Raw genomic sequence first — 21,963 nt, forward strand, 5'->3', positions numbered from 1 at the left:
GTTCCGCGACGCGGACCTCCGGGACCGGCAGCGTCGGCGTACGCGTCAGGTCCGCTCCTCTGCTCACCGCCTGCCCCATCAGCCGCGCGCGCCACGGACACCGGGAAGGCGGCGGCCCGTCCCGCGCTTCCAGGCCACGGCCTGCCGGGCGATCCTGCGGACCGTCGCGTTGCGCGGGATGAAGTCGAACTGTGCCGGAAGGGCTCCCGGCAGCGCGAGTGCGGTGAGCCGGCGGCGGCGGAAGTACGGGGAGGAGGCCGGAGCGGGGTGCGCGGCGAGGTACTGCGCGGCGGCGGCCCGCAGCCCCGGATAGATCTGCGGCTGCATCGCGAAGCCGACGGCCGTGACCAGACCCGAGAGCTCCGCGCGCACGCGCTCCTCGCTCGGCAGCCGCCACGAGGTGACCGCCTCGCGGTCCTCCAGGGCCGGCAGCAAAGCGTCGACGATCGTGACCGGGACGCGGTTGCTGTTCTGGTACGGCGTCAGTGCGGCGAGCAGCTCCTCGGTGCCGACCCGCGCCACCGGGATCCCGTAGAACGTGGCGGCGGTGAGCAGCGCGGTGGAGAACGCGCCGACGACCAGCGCCGGCCGCGTCCGTTCGTACACCACCTCGGCGATCACCGGCGAGTCCAGCACCGTGAGTTCGGCGCCGAGCAGCTCGGCCTCCTGCTCCAGCGCGCGCGACCAGCCGACCGGCGCGGCCGGATGCGGCTTGAAGACCACGCGGGTGTGGCCGAGCGCGACCGTGCCGCGCAGCATCCGCAGGTGCAGCTCCTGCTCCTCGTCCGCGGTGAGGATGTCGATGGCGGAGAGGTACTGGCCGAGCAGCAGCGCCGGTGCGTCCGTCGGAGCATCGAACTCCGCGGCGGAGGAGGCCAGTTCGCCGAGCACCTTGAGGAACTCGGCCGTCGGCACGACCTCCGGCTCGACGTCGAACTCGGTCATCAGCAGCGGCCGCAGTCCCGGCACCAGGTCCAGGTGGAGCAGGCGCCGCACCCGGGTGCCGATCAGCGGGTCGATCTTGCTGCGGGTGGGCCCGTAGCTCATCAGGCCGTCCGCGTAGAGGTGGATCGGGCTCTCGCCGAAGATCTTGGCCACCGCGCTGGACGGGTTGGCCTGGATGGACTCGCAGGCGATCTCCACCGGCCCGTCACCCAGCTTCCAGGCCAGCCGCAGATACCGCTCCCAGAGCAGGGCGTCCTGCTCGCGCGGGAACCAGCCCGCCGGATGGAAGGGCCTGATGAACGCGTTCCACGAGTGGACCTCGTCGAACTCCGGCCGCAGCGAGCCGAATCCGGCCATGCGGTCGAGCGGTGTGCCCACCTCGGGCGCGGGAGAGGTGTCGCTGACGATCAGCAGCCGGCGGTGTTCGGCGCGCGGGCCGAACTGGCCCGCCCGGATCGCGGCGGTCACCGTGGCGGCGGCGTACTGCGAGGCCGCGAAGAAGAGCTGGGTGGAACGGATGGCAGACATCAGGCACGGGCTCCGGAGGCGGCGGCAGGTGAGGCGGCGGGCGTGGGTTCGGCACCGGCGGCGCGGCGGCGCACCCGGCGCAGCAGAGCCGCGCGCCGGTCGCCCAGCGAGAGCAGGGTCTCGTCGAGGATGTCGCCGGGAAGCCTGTGCAGCGCGGCGGCGCTCATGGAGCGCAGCGTCCGGGCCACGGGCGGTTCGAACCGTTCTATGGAGCCGAGGTGGTGGGCCATGACCGCGCAATACGTACGAATGGCCTTCGGCAGCAGAACATCCGCGTCGCGGTCCTGTGATGTCTCCGCGATGACCTGGTCGAATGCCCGGATGAAATCGAGTTGCCGGACATCTCCGATCTGCGTGAGCGAGGAAGCGACTCCCCGCCGGTAGAAGACGCCGAGCAGTCCGACCGCCGCGAAGCTCTCCGCCTCCCGGTGCAGCCGCCAGATCCAGGGCCGGTCCTCGGCGGTGCGCAGGCCGTCGGTGAAATGCAGAAGGCCCCGGTCGAGAAGGCGGCGGTGGTATATGCCCGCCCAGGCGTACGGATAGTCGACCGACGTGGTGCGGTCGGCCGGAAGTATCACCGAGCGCGGGCTGAGCACCTCGTTCCGCAGGCCGTGCGGCACCCGGTGCACCTTCCGCGTACGGCCGGTGACCTGCACATGGTCGGAGCGGACGAAATCGCAGTCCAGCCGCTCGGCCGCGGCGACCAGCTCCGCGAAGTAGCCGGGAGCCAGCCAGTCGTCGCCGTCGAGGAAGGTCAGATACTCCCCGCTCGCCGCGTCGAGGCCGGTGTTCCTGGCCGTGGCCAGACCGCCGTTGCGCTCGTGGACGATCACCTTCGCGCCCGGAATGTCCTTCCTCGCGCGTTGGAGGACCTCGGCCGTCCCGTCGGTCGAACAGTCGTCGACGAGGATGAACTCGAAGTCCTCGCGGGCGTTGGACCGCAGGCTTCTGAGGGTGTCGGGCGCGTATGTCTGCACGTTGAAGAACGGCACGATGACGGAGAGCTTAACCACCCGCGTCACGCTAGTCGGAGGCCCGGCACTTTCCTTGTCCCGGAAAGGTACTGCGGGTGAACGATGAATGTCCGAACAGTGAATCGAACCGCGTCGAGCGGCAGTTGGCCGCTCCGGCCGGCGAAATCCCCAACCGTCGGCTCGCTGTTAACCATTTGTTGCCGTCACGTTGGGCCGCGCATCGAAATGCCTTCCTAACTTCTAGGACGTGCCCCCACGTACCAGCAATGCGGCCGATCCGGCCCCGACCCCCGCCGAGCCCCGCCCGGCGCTGCGGGTCGCCGTCCTCGCCGACTCCGACACCCGGTGGAAATGGGGCGCGCTCACCGCGCGCCGCCTGACCGCCGAGGCGGACGAGCGGGACGCGCGTCCCGTCCAGGTGAGCGGGCTGCTGCTGCGCGGCCGGGCCACGCCGACACCTCGCCAGCTCGCGGAGGTCGGCGAGGTCGGCATCGAGGCGGAGAAGGTCCGCGAGGTCACCGCCGTCGAGTTCCTGCACACCGTGCGCGACGAGGCGTACGACGTGGTCGTCCTCGCGCTCGTCGGCGGCGGCGTCCAGGCGATGCTGCACGGCCTGGCCGCACTGCACCTCACACGCCGGCCGGTCATCGTCACCGGATACGTCGGCGTCGTCTACGAGAAGCTCGCCGACGGCCTCCTCCTGCGCCACGGCGCCGATGTCGTCCTCGCCAACTCGGCCCACGACGCGGAACGTTTCCGCACGGTGTACGAAGGAGTGGGCGCCGACGCCTCGGCCGTCACCGAGGCCGCGCTGCCTTTCCTCGGCGGAGCCCCGTACGAGCCCGAAGAAGGCCGCGACACCGTGGTGTTCGCCGCGCAGCCCTCCGTACCGGCTTCCCGTGCCGACCGTACGTACCTGCTCCGCCGGCTCGTCGAGCACGCCCGGCTCCACCCGCGCCGCGAGGTGCTGCTCAAGCTGCGCTCCAGGCCCGGTGAGCACACCACGCACATCGAGGAACTGCCGTACCAGAAGCTCGCGCAGAGGCTTCCCGGCGGCCTGCCGCCCAACTTCCGCCTGGTGTACGGGCACATGGGCGAGGTCCTGGACCGTACCGACCTCCTGGTCACCGTCTCCTCCACCGCCGCGCTGGAGTCCCTGCACCGCCGCATCCCGACCGCGGTCCTCACCGACCTCGGCGTACGCGAACCTCTCGGCAACCACCACTTCGTCGGCTCCGGGCTCCTCACCTCCTGGGACCGGCTGGACGGCGGCTACCGCCCGCGCCCCGACGAGGAGTGGCTGGCCGGACAGGGCGTCGCCGCCGACGGCTCGTACGGCAGCGCCTACGACACGGCCCGCGCCAAGGTGGCCGAGCTGCTGGCGGACCGCCAACTCCCGCCTCTGGCGCCGTACTACACGCCCGCCACCGCGCCCGGCTACCTCCCGGCCATCCTCGCCCGCCACCACCTGGCCCCGGACGGCACGCCGCTGCCCGGTGCCGCCGCGCCGCAGGAGACCGGCCGGGTGCGCGGCGCGGTGCGGGAGACCGTACGCAACGCGGCGCGCGGCGCCTACCGGCACGGCGTCCAGCGCGTCGCGCCGGTGATCCGCCGGATGGGGGAGCTGTGACCACCACCTCAGGAGCTTCGATGACACCGACCGTCCTCGCCGTGATCCCCGCACGCGGCGGATCCAAGGGCGTGCCCGCCAAGAACCTCGCCGAGGTCGGCGGTATCCCGCTGGTCGCCCGCGCGGTCCGCGCCGCGCTCGCCGCACCCGAGGTCACCGACGTCGTCGTCACCACCGACGACACGGCCATCGCGCAGGCGGCCCGCACCGCCGCCGCCCACCTCGGCGCCGCCGACCGGCTGCACTGCGTGGAGCGCCCGGCCGCCATCGCCGGCGACACCGCGACCAGCGAGGCGGCCGTGCTGCACGCGCTGGACGTCTACGAGGCCGAGCGCGCCCGGAGCGTCGACGTGGTCCTCCTCGTCCAGTGCACCAGCCCGTTCGTCTCCCGCGAGGACATCGACGGCGTGGCACGGGCGGTGGCCCACGAAGGCGCCGACACGGCCGTCACCGTCGCGCCGTTCCACGGTTTCGTCTGGCGCGACGGGCACGCGGTGGAGGACGGCACGTACGGCGTCAACCACGACAAGTCCGTACGTCCGCGCCGCCAGGACCGTCCTCAGGACTTCCTGGAGACCGGCGCCGCCTACGCGATGGACGCGGCGGGCTTCCGTACCCACCGCCACCGCTTCTTCGGCCACACCGCGCTCGTCGCCACCGACCCGGCCCGGGTCCTGGAGATCGACGACCCGCACGACCTGGCCCGCGCCCGCGCGCTCGCGCCGCTCCTGGACCCCTCGCCGCTGCCGTCCCTCGCGGACGTGGACGCGGTCGTCCTGGACTTCGACGGCACGCAGACCGACGACCGGGTCCTGGTCGACTCCGACGGCCGCGAGACCGTGGCCGTGCACCGGGGCGACGGGCTCGGCATCGCCGCGCTGCGCAAGACCGGTGTGCCGCTCCTGATCCTCTCCACCGAACAGAACCCGGTCGTCGCCGCCCGCGCCCGCAAGCTCCAGGTGCCCGTCCTGCACGGCATCGACCGCAAGGACGAGGCGCTCAAGCAGTGGTGCGACGAGCAGAACATCGCTCCCGACCGCGTGCTCTACGTCGGCAACGACGTCAACGACCTGGGCTGCTTCGCCCTGGCCGGCTGGCCCGTGGCGGTCGGCAGCGCCCACGACTCGGTACGCGCCGCGGCGCGCGCCGTCACGACCACCCCCGGCGGCTACGGCGCCATCCGCGAGATCGCGGCCTGGCTGCTCGGCCCCACCCTCACCACGACCACCTCTCCTGTCCCCACAGTCCCCACCAAGTAAGGAAGCACCACCATGAGCACCTCCCGTCTGCGCACGTTCGGCACCCGTACCGCCGGACCCGGCAACCCCGTCTACATCACCGGCGAGATCGGCATCAACCACAACGGCGACCTCGGCAACGCCCTCGCGCTGATCGACGTGGCCGCCGAAGCCGGCTGCGACGCGGTCAAGTTCCAGAAGCGCACCCCGGAGATCTGCACCCCGCGCGACCAGTGGGACATCGAGCGCGACACCCCGTGGGGCCGGATGACGTACATCGACTACCGCCACCGCGTCGAGTTCGGCGAGGAGGATTACCAGGCCATCTCCGAGCACTGCGCCGAGCGCGGCATCGACTGGTTCGCCTCCCCGTGGGACACCGAGGCCGTCGCCTTCCTGGAGAAGTTCGACGTCCCGGCCCACAAGGTGGCCTCCGCCTCGCTCACCGACGACGAACTGCTCCGCGCCCTGCGCGCCACCGGCCGCACGGTGATCCTCTCCACCGGCATGTCCACGCCGAAGCAGATCCGGCACGCGGTCGAGGTGCTCGGCAGCGACAACATCCTGCTCTGCCACGCCACCTCCACCTACCCGGCCAAGGCCGAGGAGCTGAACCTGCGGGTCATCAACACCCTCCAGCAGGAGTACCCGAACGTCCCGATCGGCTACTCCGGCCACGAGACCGGCCTGCAGACCACGCTGGCCGCCGTCGCGCTCGGCGCCACCTTCGTGGAGCGCCACATCACGCTGGACCGCGCCATGTGGGGCTCCGACCAGGCCGCCTCCGTCGAGCCGCAGGGCCTGACCCGCCTGGTCCGCGACATCCGCACCATCGAGGCCTCCCTCGGCGACGGTGTCAAGAAGGTGTACGAGTCCGAGCTCGGCCCGATGAAGAAGCTCCGCCGGGTCGCGGGCGTCGTCGCGGAGACCGAGAACGCGCCGGCCCCCGAGCCGGTCGCGGTCTGAGCGCCGACCGGTGAACCTCGCCTTCGTCGAGAGCCCGGTCCAGCTCCTGAACGTCCTGGAGTGGACCCACGCCATGGGGGGAGACGATCCGGCCGGCACCACGGTCGTCGTCCTCCCCCCGGTCGACCCGATGTCGCGCGGCCAGCTGCGCCGGATGGCGGAGCTGGCCCGCGACGAGGGCATCACCGTCCGCTGGCAGGAGGCGCGCGGGGACTCCGGCGCGCCTCTCAAGGCCCTGCGCGCCCTGGCCGGACTGGTCAGGCGCGCGGACCACATCGTGATCGGCGACCCGTTCTCCCGCTATGTGCAGCTCCTGCTCACCCTGGTCCGCGCCGAGCGCCTCACGGTGGTCGACGACGGCACGGCGACCATGGAGTTCGTCACGCAGCTGGCGCGCGGCGAGCGGCTGACCCGCTGGCACCGCAAGGGCCGCGGCGGCCCGCGCGAGCTGCTCCTGGCCCCCGTCACGGCCACCGCGCGGCGCCGCTTCACGCCGACGGCCCGGCACCAGGTGGAGGTCTTCACCGCGATGCCGGTCGAGCCGCCGCCCGGTGTCACCGTCACCGCGAACACCTTCGCCTGGACCCGCGCCCGCTTCGGCCCGCCGAGCGTCGGCAAGGGCGCGGACCTGGTCGGCACCTCGCTGGTGGAGACGGGTGTGGTCGACCCGGTCCCGTACCAGGAGGCGGTCGCGGCCCTGGCCCGTACCCACGGCGCCACCCGCTACTTCGCCCACCGCCGCGAGTCCGCCGAGAAGCTCCACGCGCTGGAGGCCGCCACCGGCCTGGAGATCGTCCGCCCGGACCTCCCGCTGGAACTCATCGCCCGCCGCGGCCCCATCGGCCACACGGTGGTCAGCTTCCCGTCCACAGTGGTCCACACGCTCCCGCTGGCCCTGGCCGGCACCGGCGTGAACGTCGCGGTCTGCGACATCGCGCCGGAGTGGCTCCGTACGACGGCCTCGCCGCGCGCGCAGGGCTTCCTGAGCGGGGTCACGGAGACGGCGCGGGGGGTGCAGCGGCTGACGTCGACGGCGCACGCGTAGCGGGTCTCCGCCGCCGTCACCGAAACCCACGTTGATACCCACTGTCACGAGTCGTCACACACCTCGACTCCGCCTTTTGTTCCCCTGCGCGGCTGAAGTTTTTTTGATCAGTGGCCAGTTGATGGGTGAAGGGGCCTACCCTTCACAAGGTGAACCAGTTGAAGTCCCGCGCCGCCCGCTCCGAAGACCCGGTCGACCAGCCGGGAGGAGGTGGGCTGCCCGGCAGGCTCGGCGACGAGCTGAGGGCCGAGCTGATCTCCTTCCGCCGGGACCTCCACATGCATCCCGAGCTGGGCAACCAGGAGTTCCGGACCACCGCCGCCATCAAGGACCGGCTGGAGAAGGCCGGGCTGAAGCCGCGGGTGCTGGACGTCGGGACCGGGCTGGTCTGCGACGTGGGGGAGTGGGACGGCGTGACGCCGATGCTGGCGTTGCGGGCCGACATCGACGCACTGCCGATCCCGGACACCAAGGTGGACGTCCCCTACCGGTCCACCGTGCCCGACCGGGCCCACGCCTGCGGCCACGACGTCCACACCACCACCGTGCTCGGCGCCGGCCTGGTCCTCGCCGCGCTCGACCGGCAGGGCCTCCTGCCGAACGCGGTGCGGCTGGTCTTCCAGCCGGCCGAGGAGGTCATGCCGGGCGGCGCGCTCAGCGCGATCGAGTCCGGGGTGCTGGAGGGCGTCGGGCGGATCATCGCGGTCCACTGCGACCCGAAGGTGGACGTCGGGAGGATCGGGCTGCGCATCGGGCCCATCACCTCCGCCTGTGACCGCCTGGAGATCTCGCTCGACGGCCCCGGCGGCCACACCGCCCGCCCGCACCTCACCACCGACCTGGTCACCGCCGCCGCCCGGGTCGCCGTGGACGTCCCCGCGCTGCTCTCCCGTCGCGTCGACGCCCGCTCCGGCCTCGTCCTCACCTGGGGCCGCCTCCACACCGGCCACGCGCCCAACGTCGTCCCGCAGCACGCCGAACTCTCCGGCACGGTCCGCTGCCTCGACCTGAACGCCTGGCGGGACGCGGCCGACCTGGTGCACGCCGCCGTCGACGAGGTGGCCGGAATGCATCGGGCCAAGACCGTGATCAATTACGTACGGGGCGTGCCGCCCGTGGTCAACGACGCCGAGTCCATCGGCCTGCTGGACGCGGCGATGACCGAGCGCCGCGGTTCGTACGCGATCGAGGACACCGAGCAGAGCCTCGGTGGCGAGGACTTCTCCTGGTACCTGGAGCGCGTCCCGGGCGCCATGGCCCGCCTCGGCGTCCGGCCGCCCGGCGACACGCGCGGTCTGGACCTGCACCGCGGCAACTTCGACGTGGACGAGGAGGCCATCACCGTAGGCGTCGAGCTGTTCACAGCGGCGGCTCTGCTGGCCGGACGGTCTTAGGGGCGCCTTCACGAACTGTTCGCGGCCCATCCATGGACGTGGCCGACACCTTCTGTTCGCGACGATCCGATAACGGCTTCCGTACGTGCTCTTATCTGACATCTACGCGCGTTACGATCGCCGCGAAACCAGCGCCGGAAGAGGCGCTTCGGTCAGGTTTGAAGGAGCCTCCCTTGCGCCGGATCACCAGGATTGCCACCGTGGGCGTCGCGTCAGCGGCCCTCGCGCTCTCCGCCACCGCGTGTGGCGGAAAAACGTCGTCGGAAGCCAGTTCCGACGGTGGAGCCAAGGCCGCCATCGCGTACGACATCGGTGGCCGCGGCGACCAGTCGTTCAACGACGCCGCCTACGCCGGACTCGCCAAGGCGGAGAAGGACCTCGACATCGACGGCAACGAGGCCGAGCCGTCCGACGGTGAGAGCGACGCCGACAAGGTGCAGCGCCTCACCGAGCTGGCCCGCGCCGGCAACAACCCGGTGATCGGCGTCGGCTTCGCCTACGCGCCGGCCATCAAGAAGGTCGCGCCGAAGTTCCCGAAGACCACCTTCGGGATCATCGACGACGCCTCGGTGACCGCCAAGAACATCGCCAACATCGTCTTCAACGAGGAGCAGGGCTCCTACCTCGCCGGCGTCGCCGCCGCCAAGGTCACCAAGACGAAGACGGTCGGCTTCATCGGCGGTGTCGAGACCCCGCTGATCAAGAAGTTCGAGGCCGGTTACGCCCAGGGCGTCAAGGACACCGACCCGTCGGTGACGGTGCTCCCGCAGTACCTGACCCAGCCGCCGAACTTCGACGGCTTCTCCAAGCCCGACCTCGGCAAGGCCGCCGCGCAGGGCCAGCTCGACAAGAAGGCCGACGTGATCTACTCGGCCGCCGGTCTGGCCGGCTCCGGTGCCATCGAGGCCGCCTCCAAGGCGAAGAAGTGGAACATCGGCGTCGACTCCGACCAGTACAACCAGGCGGGCCTCGCCAACTACAAGGAGTCCATCCTGACCTCGGTCACGAAGGACATCGAGGACGCCGTCTTCAACCTGATCAAGTCGGTCCAGGACGGCAAGCCGCAGTCCGGTGAGATCCGCTACGGCCTGGACAAGAACGGCGTCGCGCTCTCGATGTCCAACCCGGCCTTCGCCGACATGAAGGACGTCATCGCCGCGGTCGACAAGGCCAAGCAGGAGATCATCGACGGCAAGATCACCGTCAAGACCGCCCCGTAACGCCTCGTCACCTCGCGTGACGAGGCCGGTTCTCCGGCTGGTTTCCCAGGCCCTGTCCTTCCACCCCGCCGCACTCCGGCGCCGGCGGACGGACAGGGCCGCCGGGCCCTCTCCCGTAACCGGAACAGAGCCCTCAGCTCCACCCGCGGAACAACGGCAGCAGACCCGCGGAACAGCGGCAGCGACCGCACCGCCACCTGCTCCGCCCACCGCACCACCACCTGCTCCACCCACCGCACCACCAACGCAGCACCGAAGAAGATCCGCCTATCGCAGTGCTCTCCCACCGGTCCCGGACCTCGCGTCCGGACTGTGACGTGCGCCTGTGTCTTACGATTCGGCAGCTCTACGCGTGTAGACGGCCCTCCGGCGCGATAACTTCACCCCCTCCAGCCCCTCCGCCCCCGCTCCTGTCCGGCCAAGGAGAGTGCGTCATCAACGCGTCCAGCAGCCCCCCCGCCGTGGAACTGCACGGCATCACCAAGCGCTTCCCCGGCGTCGTCGCCAACCACGACATCGACATCACGATCGGCAAGGGCACCGTGCACGCCCTCGTCGGTGAGAACGGTGCCGGCAAGTCCACCTTGATGAAGATCCTCTACGGCATGCAGAAGCCGGACGAGGGCACCATCGCCATCAACGGTGAGCAGGTCTCCTTCTCCAACCCGGGCGACGCCATCGAGCGCGGCATCGGCATGGTGCACCAGCACTTCATGCTCGCCGACAACTTCACCGTCCTGGAGAACGTGGTCCTCGGCGGCGAGAAGCTGTACGGCATCGGCGCCGGCGCCCGCAGGAAGATCAAGGAGATCTCCGACGCGTACGGTCTCGGCATCCGGCCCGACGCGCTCGTCGAGGACCTCGGGGTCGCCGACCGGCAGCGCGTGGAGATCCTCAAGGTCCTCTACCGGGGCGCCCGCATCCTCATCCTGGACGAGCCGACCGCGGTCCTCGTGCCGCAGGAGGTCGACGCGCTCTTCGCCAACCTGCGCGAGCTCAAGGCCGAGGGCCTGACCGTCATCTTCATCTCGCACAAGCTCGGCGAGGTGCTCTCGGTCGCCGACGACATCACGGTGATCCGCCGCGGTACGACGGTCGGCACCGCCGACCCGGCAACCACCACGACCAAGCAGCTCGCCGAGCTGATGGTCGGCAGCGAGCTGCCGTCGCCGGAGACCCGCGAGTCCACCGTCACCGACGTGCCGATGCTGCGCGTCCAGGACCTGGCGCTCACGGTCACCGACCCCGACGGCACCGTCCGCGACGTGCTGGCCGGTGTCGACTTCACCATCCACAAGGGCGAGGTCCTCGGGATCGCCGGCGTCGAGGGCAACGGGCAGACCGAGCTGATCGAGGCGCTGATCGGCATGCGCGACCCGGACGGCGGCGTGATCACGCTCGACACCGACGACATCTCGCACGCCCCGACCCGCAAGCGGCGCGAGTCCGGCATCGGCTACATCCCCGAGGACCGGCACCGCCACGGCGTCCTGCTGGACGCACCGCTCTGGGAGAACCGCATCCTCGGCCACGTCACCGAGAAGCCCAACAGCCGCGGCTGGCTGCTGGACAACAAGGCGGCCCGCGCCGACACCGAGCGGATCGTGCGCGAGTACGACGTCCGCACCCCCGGTATCGAGGTCACCGCGGCCTCGCTCTCCGGCGGCAACCAGCAGAAGCTGATCGTCGGCCGCGAGATGAGCCACGCGCCCAAGCTCCTGATCGCAGCCCACCCCACCCGTGGCGTGGACGTCGGCGCGCAGGCGCAGATCTGGGACCAGATCCGCGAGGCCCGCCGCGAAGGACTGGCCGTCCTGCTGATCTCGGCCGACCTGGACGAGCTGATCGGGCTCTCCGACACCCTGCGCGTCATGTACCGCGGCCGGCTGGTCGCCGACGCCGACCCGGCCACCATCACCCCGGAGGAACTGGGTTCGGCCATGACCGGCGCCGCCACCGGTCACCTCGAAGGCTCGGAGGACGAGGCCCGATGAAGAAATTCGACAAGGACCGGCTGATCCTGGGCCTCGCCGGCCCGGTGCTCGCCCTGGTCGTGGCCCTCGCGCTGACGACCGTGGTGCTGCTGGCCTCCGGCCGTAACCCGTTCGAGCCGTACCGCATCATGTTCGAGTCGGCGAGCTACGTCGACGTACAGGTCCTGATCATCAACCAGGCCGGTACGTACTACCTCGCCGCTCTGGCGGTAGCCGTCGGCTTCCGGATGAACCTCTTCAACATCGGCGTCGACGGCCAGTACCGCCTCGCCGCCATGATGTCCGCGCTGGTCGGCGCGAGCGTCAGCCTGCCGGGCCCGCTGCACATCGCGCTGATCGTGATCGTCGCGATGCTCGTCGGCGCCTTCTGGTCCGGGATCGCGGGCTTCCTCAAGACGACGCGCGGTGTGAGCGAGGTCGTCTCCACGATCATGCTCAACTCGATCGCCACCGCGCTGATCGCCTGGCTGATCCTGCCGAAGAACTTCGGCGAGCAGCCTGCCGGCTCCAACAACCTCACCACCGGTGAGATCGCGGAGTCCGGCTGGTTCCCGGGTCTGCCGATGGGCGACGGCGGCGAGATCTACGGCTTCACCTTCGTCGCGGCCGGCTGCGGCCTGCTCTACTGGTTCATCCTCAACCGCACCCGCTTCGGCTTCGACCTGCGCGCCACCGGCGCCAGCGAGAGCGCCGCGCAGGCCTCCGGTGTGGACGCCAAGAAGATGATCCTCACCTCGATGCTGATCTCCGGCGCGGTGGCGGGCCTCGCGGGCATGCCGACGCTGCTCGGCGACACCCACACGTACAGCCTCGACTTCCCGACCGGGATCGGCTTCACCGGTATCACCATCGCGCTGCTGGGCCGCAACAACCCGCTCGGCATCGCCTTGAGCGCCCTGCTGATCGCCTTCCTCGACAAGTCGTCGGCCTCGCTCGACCAGTACGGGTACGAGAAGGAGATCGCCACGATCATGCAGGGCCTGATCGTGATCTCGGTCGTCGTCTCCTACGAGCTGGTGCGCCGCTACGGCGTCCGCCGCCAGCAGCAGAAGGTGGGCGAGGAGCTCGCCGCCGGCCACGCCATCAAGACCGAGAAGGAGGCGGCCCTGTGAGCACCAGCAAAGTCACCGCCGCACGCCACGCCCCCAAGAAGGGCGGCCGCCGCAAGCTCACCCTGCCCGTCGTCCTGCTCATCATCGCGGGCGGCCTCGCGCTCGTCTCGCTCGTCCGCCTGATCAGCGGCGCCGACGACATCACCTCGGTCGGCCAGGTCGCCGGCGCGCTGGAACTGGCCGTACCGATCGGCCTCGCCGGACTCGGCGGCCTCTGGGCCGAGCGCGCGGGCGTCGTCAACATCGGCCTCGAAGGCATGATGATCCTCGGCACCTGGTTCGGCGCCTGGGCCGGATTCCAGTGGGGCCCGTGGATGGGTGTCCTCTTCGGCATCCTCGGCGGCTGCCTCGGCGGTCTGCTGCACGCGATCATCACCGTCACCTTCGGCGTGAACCACATCGTCTCCGGTGTGGCGATCAACATCCTCGCCGTCGGCGTCACCCGCTACCTCTCCAACTTCGCCTTCGACGGTGTGCAGGGCGGCTCCTCCAAGCAGTCACCGCGCATCGACCCGATCGACAAGATCACCATTCCGGGGCTCTCGGACTGGATGCAGGACCTCCAGCAGCACCACTGGTTCCTGGTCTCCGACCTCGCCGGCATCATCGGCGGCCTGGTCACCGGCCTCTCGCTGCTGACGCTGCTGGCGCTGCTGCTGATCCCGGCCACCTGGTGGATCCTGTGGCGCACCCCGTTCGGACTGCGGCTGCGCTCCTGCGGTGAGTCGCCGGTGGCCGCCGAGACGCTCGGCGTCAACGTGTACAAGTACAAGTACATCGCCGTCACCATCTCCGGCGGTCTGGCGGGCCTCGGCGGCGCGTTCCTCGCGATCGTCGCCACCGGCATCTACCAGGAGGGCCAGACCGGCGGCCGCGGCTACATCGGCCTCGCCGCCATGATCTTCGGCAACTGGATGCCGGGCGGCATGGCGCTCGGCGCCGGGCTCTTCGGCTTCACCGACAGCCTCAAGCTGCGCGGCGGCGCGGAGAACGTCCACGCGATGCTGCTCCTGCTGGCGATCCTGCTGGTCATCGCGGTGTTCTGGCAGCTCTACAAGAAGAAGTACGTCGCCGCGGTGATCTCGGCGGCCGTCTCGGCGCTGCTGTTCACCTGGTACCTGCTGACCGACCAGGTGCCGAGCCAGTTCGTCGACGCCGCTCCGTACGTCACCACGCTGCTGGTCCTCTCGCTCTCCGCACAGCGGCTACGGATGCCGAAGGCGGACGGCGTGCCCTATCGGAAGGGCGAGGGCAAGTGACCTCGCCCGCCTCCGAAGGCCCCGCCGTTCCCTTCGGTGAGGCCGACTGGGAGGCCCTGCGGGAGGCGGCCCGGGACGCGATGTCCCGGGCGTACGCCCCCTACTCGGGCTTCCCGGTCGGTGTCGCCGCCCGGGTGGACGACGGCCGCACGATCACCGGCTGCAACGTCGAGAACGCCTCCTACGGCCTCTCGCTCTGCGCCGAGTGCGGCCTGGTCTCCACGCTCCACGCCACCGGCGGCGGCCGGCTGACCCACTTCACCTGCGTGGACGGCACCGGGTCCATCCTGGTGCCGTGCGGCCGGTGCCGGCAGCTCCTGTACGAGTTCGGCGGCCCCGGACTCCTCCTGGAGACGCCCGACGGGCGCCGCACGCTGGACGAGATGCTGCCGCAGTCGTTCGGCCCGCAGCACCTCGGCTGATCTGCAACCCTGGTGGCCCTTCCTCTCCCGGAAGGGCCACCGCCATTCCCACTCTCTATGCGCGTAGAGTCGCCATCGAACTCCTGCGTACGCACCGGCCGGAAGGACTCCCATGGACGCCATCTCCGTCATCCGCACCAAGCGGGACCGAGGCGAGCTGACCCCCGAGCAGATCGACTGGGTCATCGACGCGTACACCCGCGGCGAGGTCGCCGACGAGCAGATGTCCGCCCTCGCCATGGCGATCCTGCTCAACGGCATGAACCGCACCGAGATCGCCCGCTGGACCGCCGCGATGATCGCCTCCGGCGAGCGGATGAACTTCGCCGCGCTCTCCCGCCCCACCACCGACAAGCACTCCACCGGCGGCGTCGGCGACAAGATCACCCTGCCGCTGGCCCCGCTGGTCGCCGCGTGCGGCGCCGCCGTACCGCAGCTCAGCGGCCGCGGCCTCGGCCACACCGGCGGCACGCTGGACAAGCTGGAGTCCATCCCCGGCTGGCGGGCGCACCTCACAGGCGAGGAGATGCTGAACGTCCTGGACACCACCGGCGCGGTCATCTGCGCCGCCGGTGACGGCCTCGCGCCCGCCGACAAGAAGCTGTACGCGCTGCGCGATGTCACCGGCACCGTCGAGGCGATCCCGCTCATCGCCAGCTCGATCATGTCCAAGAAGATCGCCGAAGGCACCGGCGCGCTCGTCCTGGACGTCAAGGTCGGCTCCGGCGCCTTCATGAAGACCATCGAGGACGCCCGCGAACTGGCCTCCACCATGGTCGCGCTCGGCACCGACAGCGGCGTCCGCACGGTCGCGCTCCTCACCGACATGTCGACCCCGCTCGGCCTCACCGCGGGCAACGCCCTGGAGGTACGGGAGTCGGTCGAGGTCCTGGCAGGCGGCGGCCCCAGGGACGTCATCGACCTCACTCTGGCCCTGGCCCGCGAGATGCTGGACGCGGCCGGCCTCAAGGACGCCGACCCGGAGAAGGCGCTGGCCGACGGCTCCGCGATGGACGTCTGGCGCCGCATGATCGCGGCCCAGGGCGGCGACCCGGACGCCACGCTCCCCACGGCCCGCGAACACCACATCGTCACGGCCCCGGCCTCCGGCGTCCTGACCCGCCTGGACGCCTACGACGTCGGCGTAGCCGCCTGGCGCCTCGGCGCCGGCCGCGCCCGCAAGGAGGACCCGGTCCAGGCGGGCGCGGGCATCGAACTCCACGCCAAGCCCGGCGACACGGTCTCCGAGGGCCAGCCGCTGATGACGCTGCACACGGACACCCCGGAGAAGTTCGACTACGCGCTGAAGGCCCTTCCGGACGCGTACGAGATCTCCCCGGCGGGCACGTCGTTCGCACCGCTGCCGGTGGTGCGGGAACGTATCGCCTGACCTGCGGTTTCCTCGTACGGGTGAACGGGACCGGTGGACTGCCACCGGTCCCGTTCGGCATGCTGGACTCGGTGACGTACCGATAGAGGAGACCGCCATGAGCGCACTCACCGTCGATCCCGTGCCGGGCCACGGCCAGGACTGGGACGACATCGTCCGGATCTGGGAGGAGACGGACGCACCCGAGGGCTGCAAGGTGGAGATCATCGAGGAGATCGTCACCGTGTCGCCGCCGCCGTCCAAGGATCACAACACCACCGCTGCCCTGCTCCAGCGCAGGCTCTACACCGCCATTCCGGAAGAGTGGGAGATCTACCAGACCCTCGGCCTCTCGCTGCCGGGGCGGGGTGGGATGTACATCCCTGATCTCGTCGTTGTGGATCGCGCCACCGCCTCCGGGCCGGGTAACTCTGTCCCCGCCGAGGAAGCCCGCCTCGTAGTCGAGATCACCTCCCGCGCCAACGCCAATCACGACCGTGTCAGCAAGGTCAACGGCTACGCGAAGGCCGGTGTGGAGCTGTTCCTGCTCCTCGACCCCTGGCACTCCGGCCGGCCTACCGCGACGCTCTACGGGGAGCCGGAGGGCGGTGCGTACCGGGTGCTGGAAACGGTCGAGTACGGCGGGAAGATCAGCCTTCCCGAACCCTTCGCACTCGACCTGGACACCGGCGTCTTTCCGGTGAGCTGACGCCTCGCACCACCGGCACAGGCGAGCGGCCCGCAAGCGCGGAAACGTTCTCCGTGCGGCGGGCCGCCGTCGTGCGAGGTCAACTACCGTGCTTGGCCGGTCACTTGCCCAGGTACGCGTTGTAGATCCGCACCGTGGACTTGTTGCCCTTCTTGTCGGTGATGTTGGCGGCGAAGGAGATGGCCTTGTTCTTCGCCGGGTTCTTCACCGTGATCTTGCCCTTCTTCACGGTGACCTTCTTCCAGGTCTTGCCGCCGTTGTAACTGACGTACGTCGCCAGCGACTTGAGGTTCTTGCCGGCGGCCGAACCCTGCACCGTCACCGGCACGGAGACGGTCCTGCCCGCCGTGGCGCGGCCATCGGTGGTCAGGGCCGGGGTGAAGCGGACGGTGGAGGCCGGGAGCTTCGTGGCCGCCGTCCTGGAGCGGAAGGTGAAGCTGACGTCCACCCGGGTGGAGAGGGCGCCGATCTTCGCCGTGTGCCTCACCGACGAGCTGAGCCTGTAGTCGGCGCTGCCCGCCGGGACCGTGAAGTAGTCCCAGCCCTGGAGCGGGTCCTCGGTCTGGGCGTACTTCTTGCCGTTGCGGTGGAGCACCGTGGTGACCGAGGAGAACTCCGGTCCGCCCTCGTTGCCCTTGCCGTCCGCCAGCAGCGGGACGAAGCCGAAAATCTCGTTGCCGTCGCGGTAGACGCCGTCGTACGCGGTCAGCCGCGGGCCGAAGACCCCGGTGTTCACGGTCCTCGTGTACGACTTGCCGCCCTTGTAGGTGGCGAGGTTCCCGAGGGAGTAGTTCGCCTCGTAGATCGGGTAGCCCTGCTTGTCCTTGCCGCCGATCTGCGCGAACTCCAGGGCCCAGCGGGCCTTGTCGCTGGTGGCGAGGCGGACCGTACGGACACCGGGCAGCGCCTGCGAGGAGGGCTCGCCGTACATCTGGTAGCCGCCCGGCAGCTCGGCGATGGGCCAGACCGCGCCGGTCTTGTTCTTGACCGCGCCGACGCCCATGGTCAGCTTCACCGTGGCGAACTGGTTGGCCTTGTACGTACGGCTGAAGCCGGTGGCGAACTGCGTGACCTTGCCGCCGGTCGCGATGTTGTAGTCGCCCGCGCCCTTGTTCCAGCTGCCGGCCCACCGCTGGCTGAGCGAGCCGTCGGTGACCTTCGGGCCGATGTGCGCGGTGCGGAGCGTGCCCCTGGAGCCGACCGACCAGCCGTACGTGGTGTCGTACTCATCGGTCGCGATCGTGAACTCGGTCTGGATGCCGCGGAGCTTGGTCCCCTTCACCGGCAGGGTGATGGTGGCCGGCTTGGTCCTCCGCGCGTCCAGCGTGATCGTCGTGTTCTTCGTGACGCTCAGCTTCGGCTGGACGAGCCAGTCGACGTCGTACTTCCTCTTCGGGTCCGTGACGACGCTGCCGTTCAGCACGAAGGTGCCCTTGGGCACGCGGACCGTGGCCACACCGTTCTTGAAGGCCGAGGTGTACGAGAGGCCGTCGGCGCTCCCGCCCAGGCCGTCCAGCTCGGCGTCCGCCGCGGGCGCGACCTTGCCCGTGCGGCTGATGGCCTTCAGCGTGACGTCGTACGACTCGCGCTCGCGGTCGACCACGGCCGCGGTGCGGACGCTCTGGCCGTCGCCGGTGGCCACGACGTACGCGGAGTACGAGCCGACCTCCGTGCCGCCGAGCCGGGTGTCGGCGGTCAGCGCCACAGAGGCGGTGCCACCCGCCTCCACGGTGACCTGCGAGGCGCCGAGGGTGAAGAAGCCGGCCGGAGCGGGCTTGCCCTTCGGACCGGTGCCGGCGACCGTCAGGTCGAGCGTGACGTCCGTGGTGCCGAGGTTGCGGTAGGCGACCTCCTTGGAGACCGGGACGTCGTCGGCGTGCGGCCACTGCTGCACACCGAGGCTGACCGAGACCTGCTCGCTCACCACGGTCTGGGTGAGCGCCCGGTCCACCGCGATCCGGCCGGTGCCCTGCTGGAACGGCGTGTACGCGCCCGGCTCGGTGGAGGACGCCAGCACGTTCTTCAGCTGCTGGTACGTCCACTCCGGGTGCTGCTGCTTGAGCAGGGCCGCGGCGCCCGCGACGTGCGGCGTGGCCATCGACGTACCGTCGATCGTCAGGTAGCCGGCCGGGCTTTCGCCGACCTCCTTGGCGATCTCCGAGCCCTTGGCGGACGCCGCCGTGATGGCCACACCGGGTGCGGTGACGTCGGGCTTGATGCAGCCGTCGCCCACGCGCGGGCCACGGCTGGAGAAGCCCGCCAGCTTGTCGTTCACGTCGACCGCGCCGACGGTCAGCGCGGCCTCCGCGCTGCCCGGCGAGCCGACCGTGCCCGCGCCGCTGCCCTCGTTGCCCGCCGCGATGGCGAACAGGACGCCCTTGGTGGCCGAGAGCTTGTTGACCGCGGCTTCCAGCGCGTCCACCTCGGGCGTGTCCATGCCGCCGAGACTCAGGTTGACGACGTCGGCGCCCTGTGCGACCGCCCACTCCATCCCGGCGAGGATGCCGGAGTCGTCGCCGAACCCGTCGTCGCCGAGGACCTTGCCCGCCAGGATCCTGGCGTCCGGCGCGACACCCTTGAACTTCCCGCCGGACTTGGCGCCCGAGCCCGCCGCGATCGAGGCGACGTGCGTGCCGTGGCCGATGCGGTCCTTGAGGTCCGGCGACTTGGTGAAGTTCTTCGCCGCGACGATCTTGCCCTTGAGGTCGTCGTGGGTCCCGTCCACACCGGTGTCCAGGACCGCGATCCTGACACCCTTGCCGGTGTAACCGGCCTGCCAGGCGGTCGGCGCCCCGATCTGCGCGACGCTGCGGTCCAGGGTCGCCTTGCGCTTGCCGTCCAGCCAGACCCGGTCGATACCGGCGGCCGTGGTGCGCTGGGCGTTGCCCGTCTGCTCGCTGGTCAGCGCCTGCCACAGGTCCGGCGCGTCCGCCTTCGGCGTCGCGACCGACTCGGCGTTCAGCGAGGTCAGGCTCCGGCCGATCCGGGTCGCGCCCGCGTCCCGGACCTCCGCCTTCGCCCGGGCGCTCTCCGCGCCCCGGTAGCTGACGATGAGCCGCAGGTCCTTCTTCTGGGCCCGGCGGTTCTCCGGCCGGTTCAGCTCGGTGATGTCGAAGAGCCGCCGGTCGAGCTTGCCGGAGGCGATGAGCCGCTGGGCGTCGGCGGGTATGACGAGCGTGCGCCCGTCACGTATCTGCTTGTGCACCGGGATGCCGTCGCGTCCCTCGGCGGGCTGGAAGCCCACGACCCGGCCCTTGGCGTCGACCGAGACCCGGTCGCCGGTGATCAGCGTCAGCTGGTGCGAGGCCTTGGCCGTGGAGCCGGCGGCCGCCTTGGCCACGGCTGCGGGCGAAATCGGCTGTGCGGCGGCAGGCGTGGTCATGCCCGCGGCGAGTGCGACGGCTGCGGTCACGGCGACAGCCGGGACCCCCGCCCTCTTCACATGTCTGCGCAACTCTCCCCCTGGAGAATGAGGCGGTTCCTCTGAACCGTTCACCCAACCTAGAGGGAGAAAGTTGTGAAGAGGTTCGCAAGAGATGTGTACGAGTTGTGAGTTGGCTCTCTCCGGCCGGAATTCTGCCTGCGGTGCGATGAGTTTCGGTCACCGGACCGGTCCTCCCGTTGTGGCAGCCATGAATCCGATCGTCCTCACCGTCACCGGACGCGTCACCCGTGACGCCGTACCGGCCCTCTGCACGGAGCTGGAGACCTTGCTGAACGACCCCCGCAGCGTCGCGCCCGACCCGGCCGGACCGGTCGCTCCGGCCTCGCCGGTCGAGTGCGACGTGGGCGGCGTGGAGCGGGCGGACCTGGCGCTGGTGGAGGCGGTGGCCCGGCTGGCCCTGGTCGCCCGCCGGGCCGGCCGGCAGCTACGGCTGCGCCGGGTCGGGCCCGAACTCCAGGGCCTGCTGGATGTGGTGGGACTGGCGGATGTGGTGGCGCTGGAGGAGCCGGAGGAGCGGGTGCCGAGGCCGTAGCGAATGCGGTGGCCGCCGGCCGGCCGGTCCTGGAGGAGCCGGCTGTCCACCGCCCGGTCAGCCCGCGTCCGTCACCGCCGGGAGCCGGTCCGGCAGACCGAACAGCGGGAACCAGCGCTCCACGTCCAGGAAGCAGTGCATCCCCGAGATCGCCCCGTCCTGGACGTCGATGACCTGCACCGCCCACGGCACGAAACCGGAGCCCTCCGGATCCGGCTTGTAGTGCGCGAAGCCCGGAGAGCCGTTGGCGGAGACCGGCACCAGCCGCGAGCCCGCGCAGGCCGCACCGATGGTCGTCATGAAGCCCGTGATGTCCGAGGTGCCCTGCAGCCAAAGGTCGAACGGCGGCATCGTCATCACCGCGTCCTCGTGGAGCAGCGCGGTCAGAGCGGCCATGTCGTACCCCTCGAACGCCTTCACATAGCGCTCCAGGAGCTTCTGCTGCTCCTCGTCGAGCGGGTCGGCCGCGTCCGGAACCCGGCCCTCCTGCTCGGTCAGCGTGGCGCGGGCCCGCTGCAGGGCGCTGTTGACCGAGGCGACGGAGGTCTCCAGCAGCTCGGCGACCTCGGCGGCCTTCCAGGCGAGCACCTCGCGCAGGATCAGCACGGCCCGCTGCTTGGGCGGCAGGTGCTGGAGTGCTGCGACGAACGCCAGGCGCACCGACTCCCGCGCCACGGCGGCCTCCGCCGGGTCCTGGACGGTCGGCAGGATGCGGCCGTCCGGCATCGGCTCCAGCCAGACGTTCTCCGGCCGCGGGCTGAGCGCGGCCTGGGCGAGCGGGGTCGGGCCGGTCAGATCGACCGGGCGGGCCCGCTTGTTGCCCGCGCTGAGCATGTCCAGGCAGACGTTGGTGGCGATCCGGTAGAGCCAGGAGCGCAGCGAGGAGCGGCCCTCGAACTTGTCGAAGTTGCGCCAGGCCCGCACCAGTGTGTCCTGCACCGCGTCCTCGGCCTCGAACGCGGAGCCGAGCATCCGGTAGCAGTAGCCGGTCAGCTCGGTGCGGTGGCCTTCGAGCCGGGCGTCGACACCGCCGTCACCGGAGACCTTGGCGTCCTCCGAGGCTCCGGTGGACCCGGCCGCCGCATCCGCGGCCGTCGTCGTGGTCAAATCGCTCATCGCTCCACCCCTGTCGCCCGGCCGCGCCGCGGCCTTTCGTCACCCGGTACATCGGAAGCTACCGC

17 protein-coding genes are annotated in these 21,963 nt (G+C 70.7%); 13 read left to right on the forward strand and 4 right to left on the reverse strand.

Annotated elements, in window-relative coordinates; all coding sequences use genetic code 11:
* Positions 1-78: 78 nt before the first annotated feature.
* Both ABZ267_RS00760 and ABZ267_RS00765 read right to left on the reverse strand, forming a co-directional pair.
* Entirely contained in the window at positions 79-1,473 is a 1,395-nt protein-coding gene (locus ABZ267_RS00760) for a polysialyltransferase family glycosyltransferase (protein ID WP_356755825.1), read from the reverse strand.
* Complete coding sequence (locus tag ABZ267_RS00765) at positions 1,473-2,486, reverse strand: glycosyltransferase family 2 protein (RefSeq protein ID WP_356755823.1); 1,014 nt, start codon at positions 2,484-2,486, stop codon at positions 1,473-1,475. The genes ABZ267_RS00760 and ABZ267_RS00765 overlap by 1 nt, the downstream gene beginning before the upstream one ends.
* A gap of 208 nt (positions 2,487-2,694) precedes the next feature.
* On the opposite strand from ABZ267_RS00765, the gene ABZ267_RS00770 reads away from it, so the two are divergent.
* The 12 genes from ABZ267_RS00770 (at position 2,695) to ABZ267_RS00825 (ending at position 16,805) form a co-directional block, all read left to right on the forward strand.
* The gene (locus ABZ267_RS00770) at positions 2,695-4,077 is read left to right on the forward strand and encodes a DUF6716 putative glycosyltransferase (RefSeq protein ID WP_356755821.1); all 1,383 of its coding nucleotides are present in this window, start codon (positions 2,695-2,697) and stop codon (positions 4,075-4,077) included.
* A gap of 20 nt (positions 4,078-4,097) precedes the next feature.
* The gene (locus ABZ267_RS00775) at positions 4,098-5,336 is read left to right on the forward strand and encodes an acylneuraminate cytidylyltransferase (RefSeq protein ID WP_356755820.1); all 1,239 of its coding nucleotides are present in this window, start codon (positions 4,098-4,100) and stop codon (positions 5,334-5,336) included.
* 12 nt (positions 5,337-5,348) lie between these two features.
* Entirely contained in the window at positions 5,349-6,281 is a 933-nt protein-coding gene (locus ABZ267_RS00780) for an N-acetylneuraminate synthase family protein (RefSeq protein ID WP_356755818.1), read from the forward strand.
* Between the two features lie 10 nt (positions 6,282-6,291).
* On the forward strand, positions 6,292-7,326 hold the full coding sequence (locus ABZ267_RS00785; RefSeq protein WP_356755816.1) for a hypothetical protein: 1,035 nt from the start codon (positions 6,292-6,294) through the stop codon (positions 7,324-7,326).
* A gap of 158 nt (positions 7,327-7,484) precedes the next feature.
* Complete coding sequence (locus ABZ267_RS00790) at positions 7,485-8,720, forward strand: amidohydrolase (RefSeq protein WP_356755902.1); 1,236 nt, start codon at positions 7,485-7,487, stop codon at positions 8,718-8,720.
* Positions 8,721-8,893: 173 nt separating this feature from the next.
* Positions 8,894-9,940, forward strand: a complete 1,047-nt coding sequence (locus ABZ267_RS00795; protein ID WP_356755814.1) for a BMP family ABC transporter substrate-binding protein — start codon at positions 8,894-8,896, stop codon at positions 9,938-9,940.
* A 410-nt stretch (positions 9,941-10,350) separates the two neighbouring features.
* A complete protein-coding gene (locus ABZ267_RS00800) occupies positions 10,351-11,934 on the forward strand; it encodes an ABC transporter ATP-binding protein (protein ID WP_356755900.1) in 1,584 nt (527 codons plus the stop codon).
* Positions 11,931-13,046: an ABC transporter permease gene (locus ABZ267_RS00805; RefSeq protein ID WP_356755813.1), complete on the forward strand. Its 1,116-nt coding sequence runs from the start codon at positions 11,931-11,933 to the stop codon at positions 13,044-13,046. The genes ABZ267_RS00800 and ABZ267_RS00805 overlap by 4 nt, the downstream gene beginning before the upstream one ends.
* On the forward strand, positions 13,043-14,305 hold the full coding sequence (locus ABZ267_RS00810) for an ABC transporter permease (protein ID WP_356755811.1): 1,263 nt from the start codon (positions 13,043-13,045) through the stop codon (positions 14,303-14,305). The genes ABZ267_RS00805 and ABZ267_RS00810 overlap by 4 nt, the downstream gene beginning before the upstream one ends.
* Complete coding sequence (locus tag ABZ267_RS00815) at positions 14,302-14,727, forward strand: cytidine deaminase (RefSeq protein WP_356755809.1); 426 nt, start codon at positions 14,302-14,304, stop codon at positions 14,725-14,727. Before ABZ267_RS00810 ends, ABZ267_RS00815 begins: the two co-directional genes overlap by 4 nt.
* Before the next feature lie 112 nt (positions 14,728-14,839).
* Positions 14,840-16,117: a thymidine phosphorylase gene (locus ABZ267_RS00820; protein ID WP_356755807.1), complete on the forward strand. Its 1,278-nt coding sequence runs from the start codon at positions 14,840-14,842 to the stop codon at positions 16,115-16,117.
* A 97-nt stretch (positions 16,118-16,214) separates the two neighbouring features.
* Complete coding sequence (locus ABZ267_RS00825; RefSeq protein WP_356755805.1) at positions 16,215-16,805, forward strand: Uma2 family endonuclease; 591 nt, start codon at positions 16,215-16,217, stop codon at positions 16,803-16,805.
* 100 nt (positions 16,806-16,905) lie between these two features.
* Here ABZ267_RS00825 and ABZ267_RS00830 read toward each other — a convergent pair whose 3' ends face one another.
* A complete protein-coding gene (locus ABZ267_RS00830; RefSeq protein WP_356755803.1) occupies positions 16,906-20,247 on the reverse strand; it encodes a S8 family serine peptidase in 3,342 nt (1,113 codons plus the stop codon).
* Positions 20,248-20,437: 190 nt separating this feature from the next.
* Here ABZ267_RS00830 and ABZ267_RS00835 point away from each other — a divergent pair, with 190 nt between their 5' ends.
* Positions 20,438-20,782: an STAS domain-containing protein gene (locus ABZ267_RS00835; RefSeq protein ID WP_356755801.1), complete on the forward strand. Its 345-nt coding sequence runs from the start codon at positions 20,438-20,440 to the stop codon at positions 20,780-20,782.
* A 57-nt stretch (positions 20,783-20,839) separates the two neighbouring features.
* Here ABZ267_RS00835 and ABZ267_RS00840 read toward each other — a convergent pair whose 3' ends face one another.
* Positions 20,840-21,898, reverse strand: a complete 1,059-nt coding sequence (locus ABZ267_RS00840) for a sigma-70 family RNA polymerase sigma factor (RefSeq protein WP_356755800.1) — start codon at positions 21,896-21,898, stop codon at positions 20,840-20,842.
* Positions 21,899-21,963: the final 65 nt, after the last annotated feature.

Source organism: Streptomyces sp. NPDC006174, assembly GCF_040614075.1.
Lineage (GTDB): Bacteria > Actinomycetota > Actinomycetes > Streptomycetales > Streptomycetaceae > Streptomyces.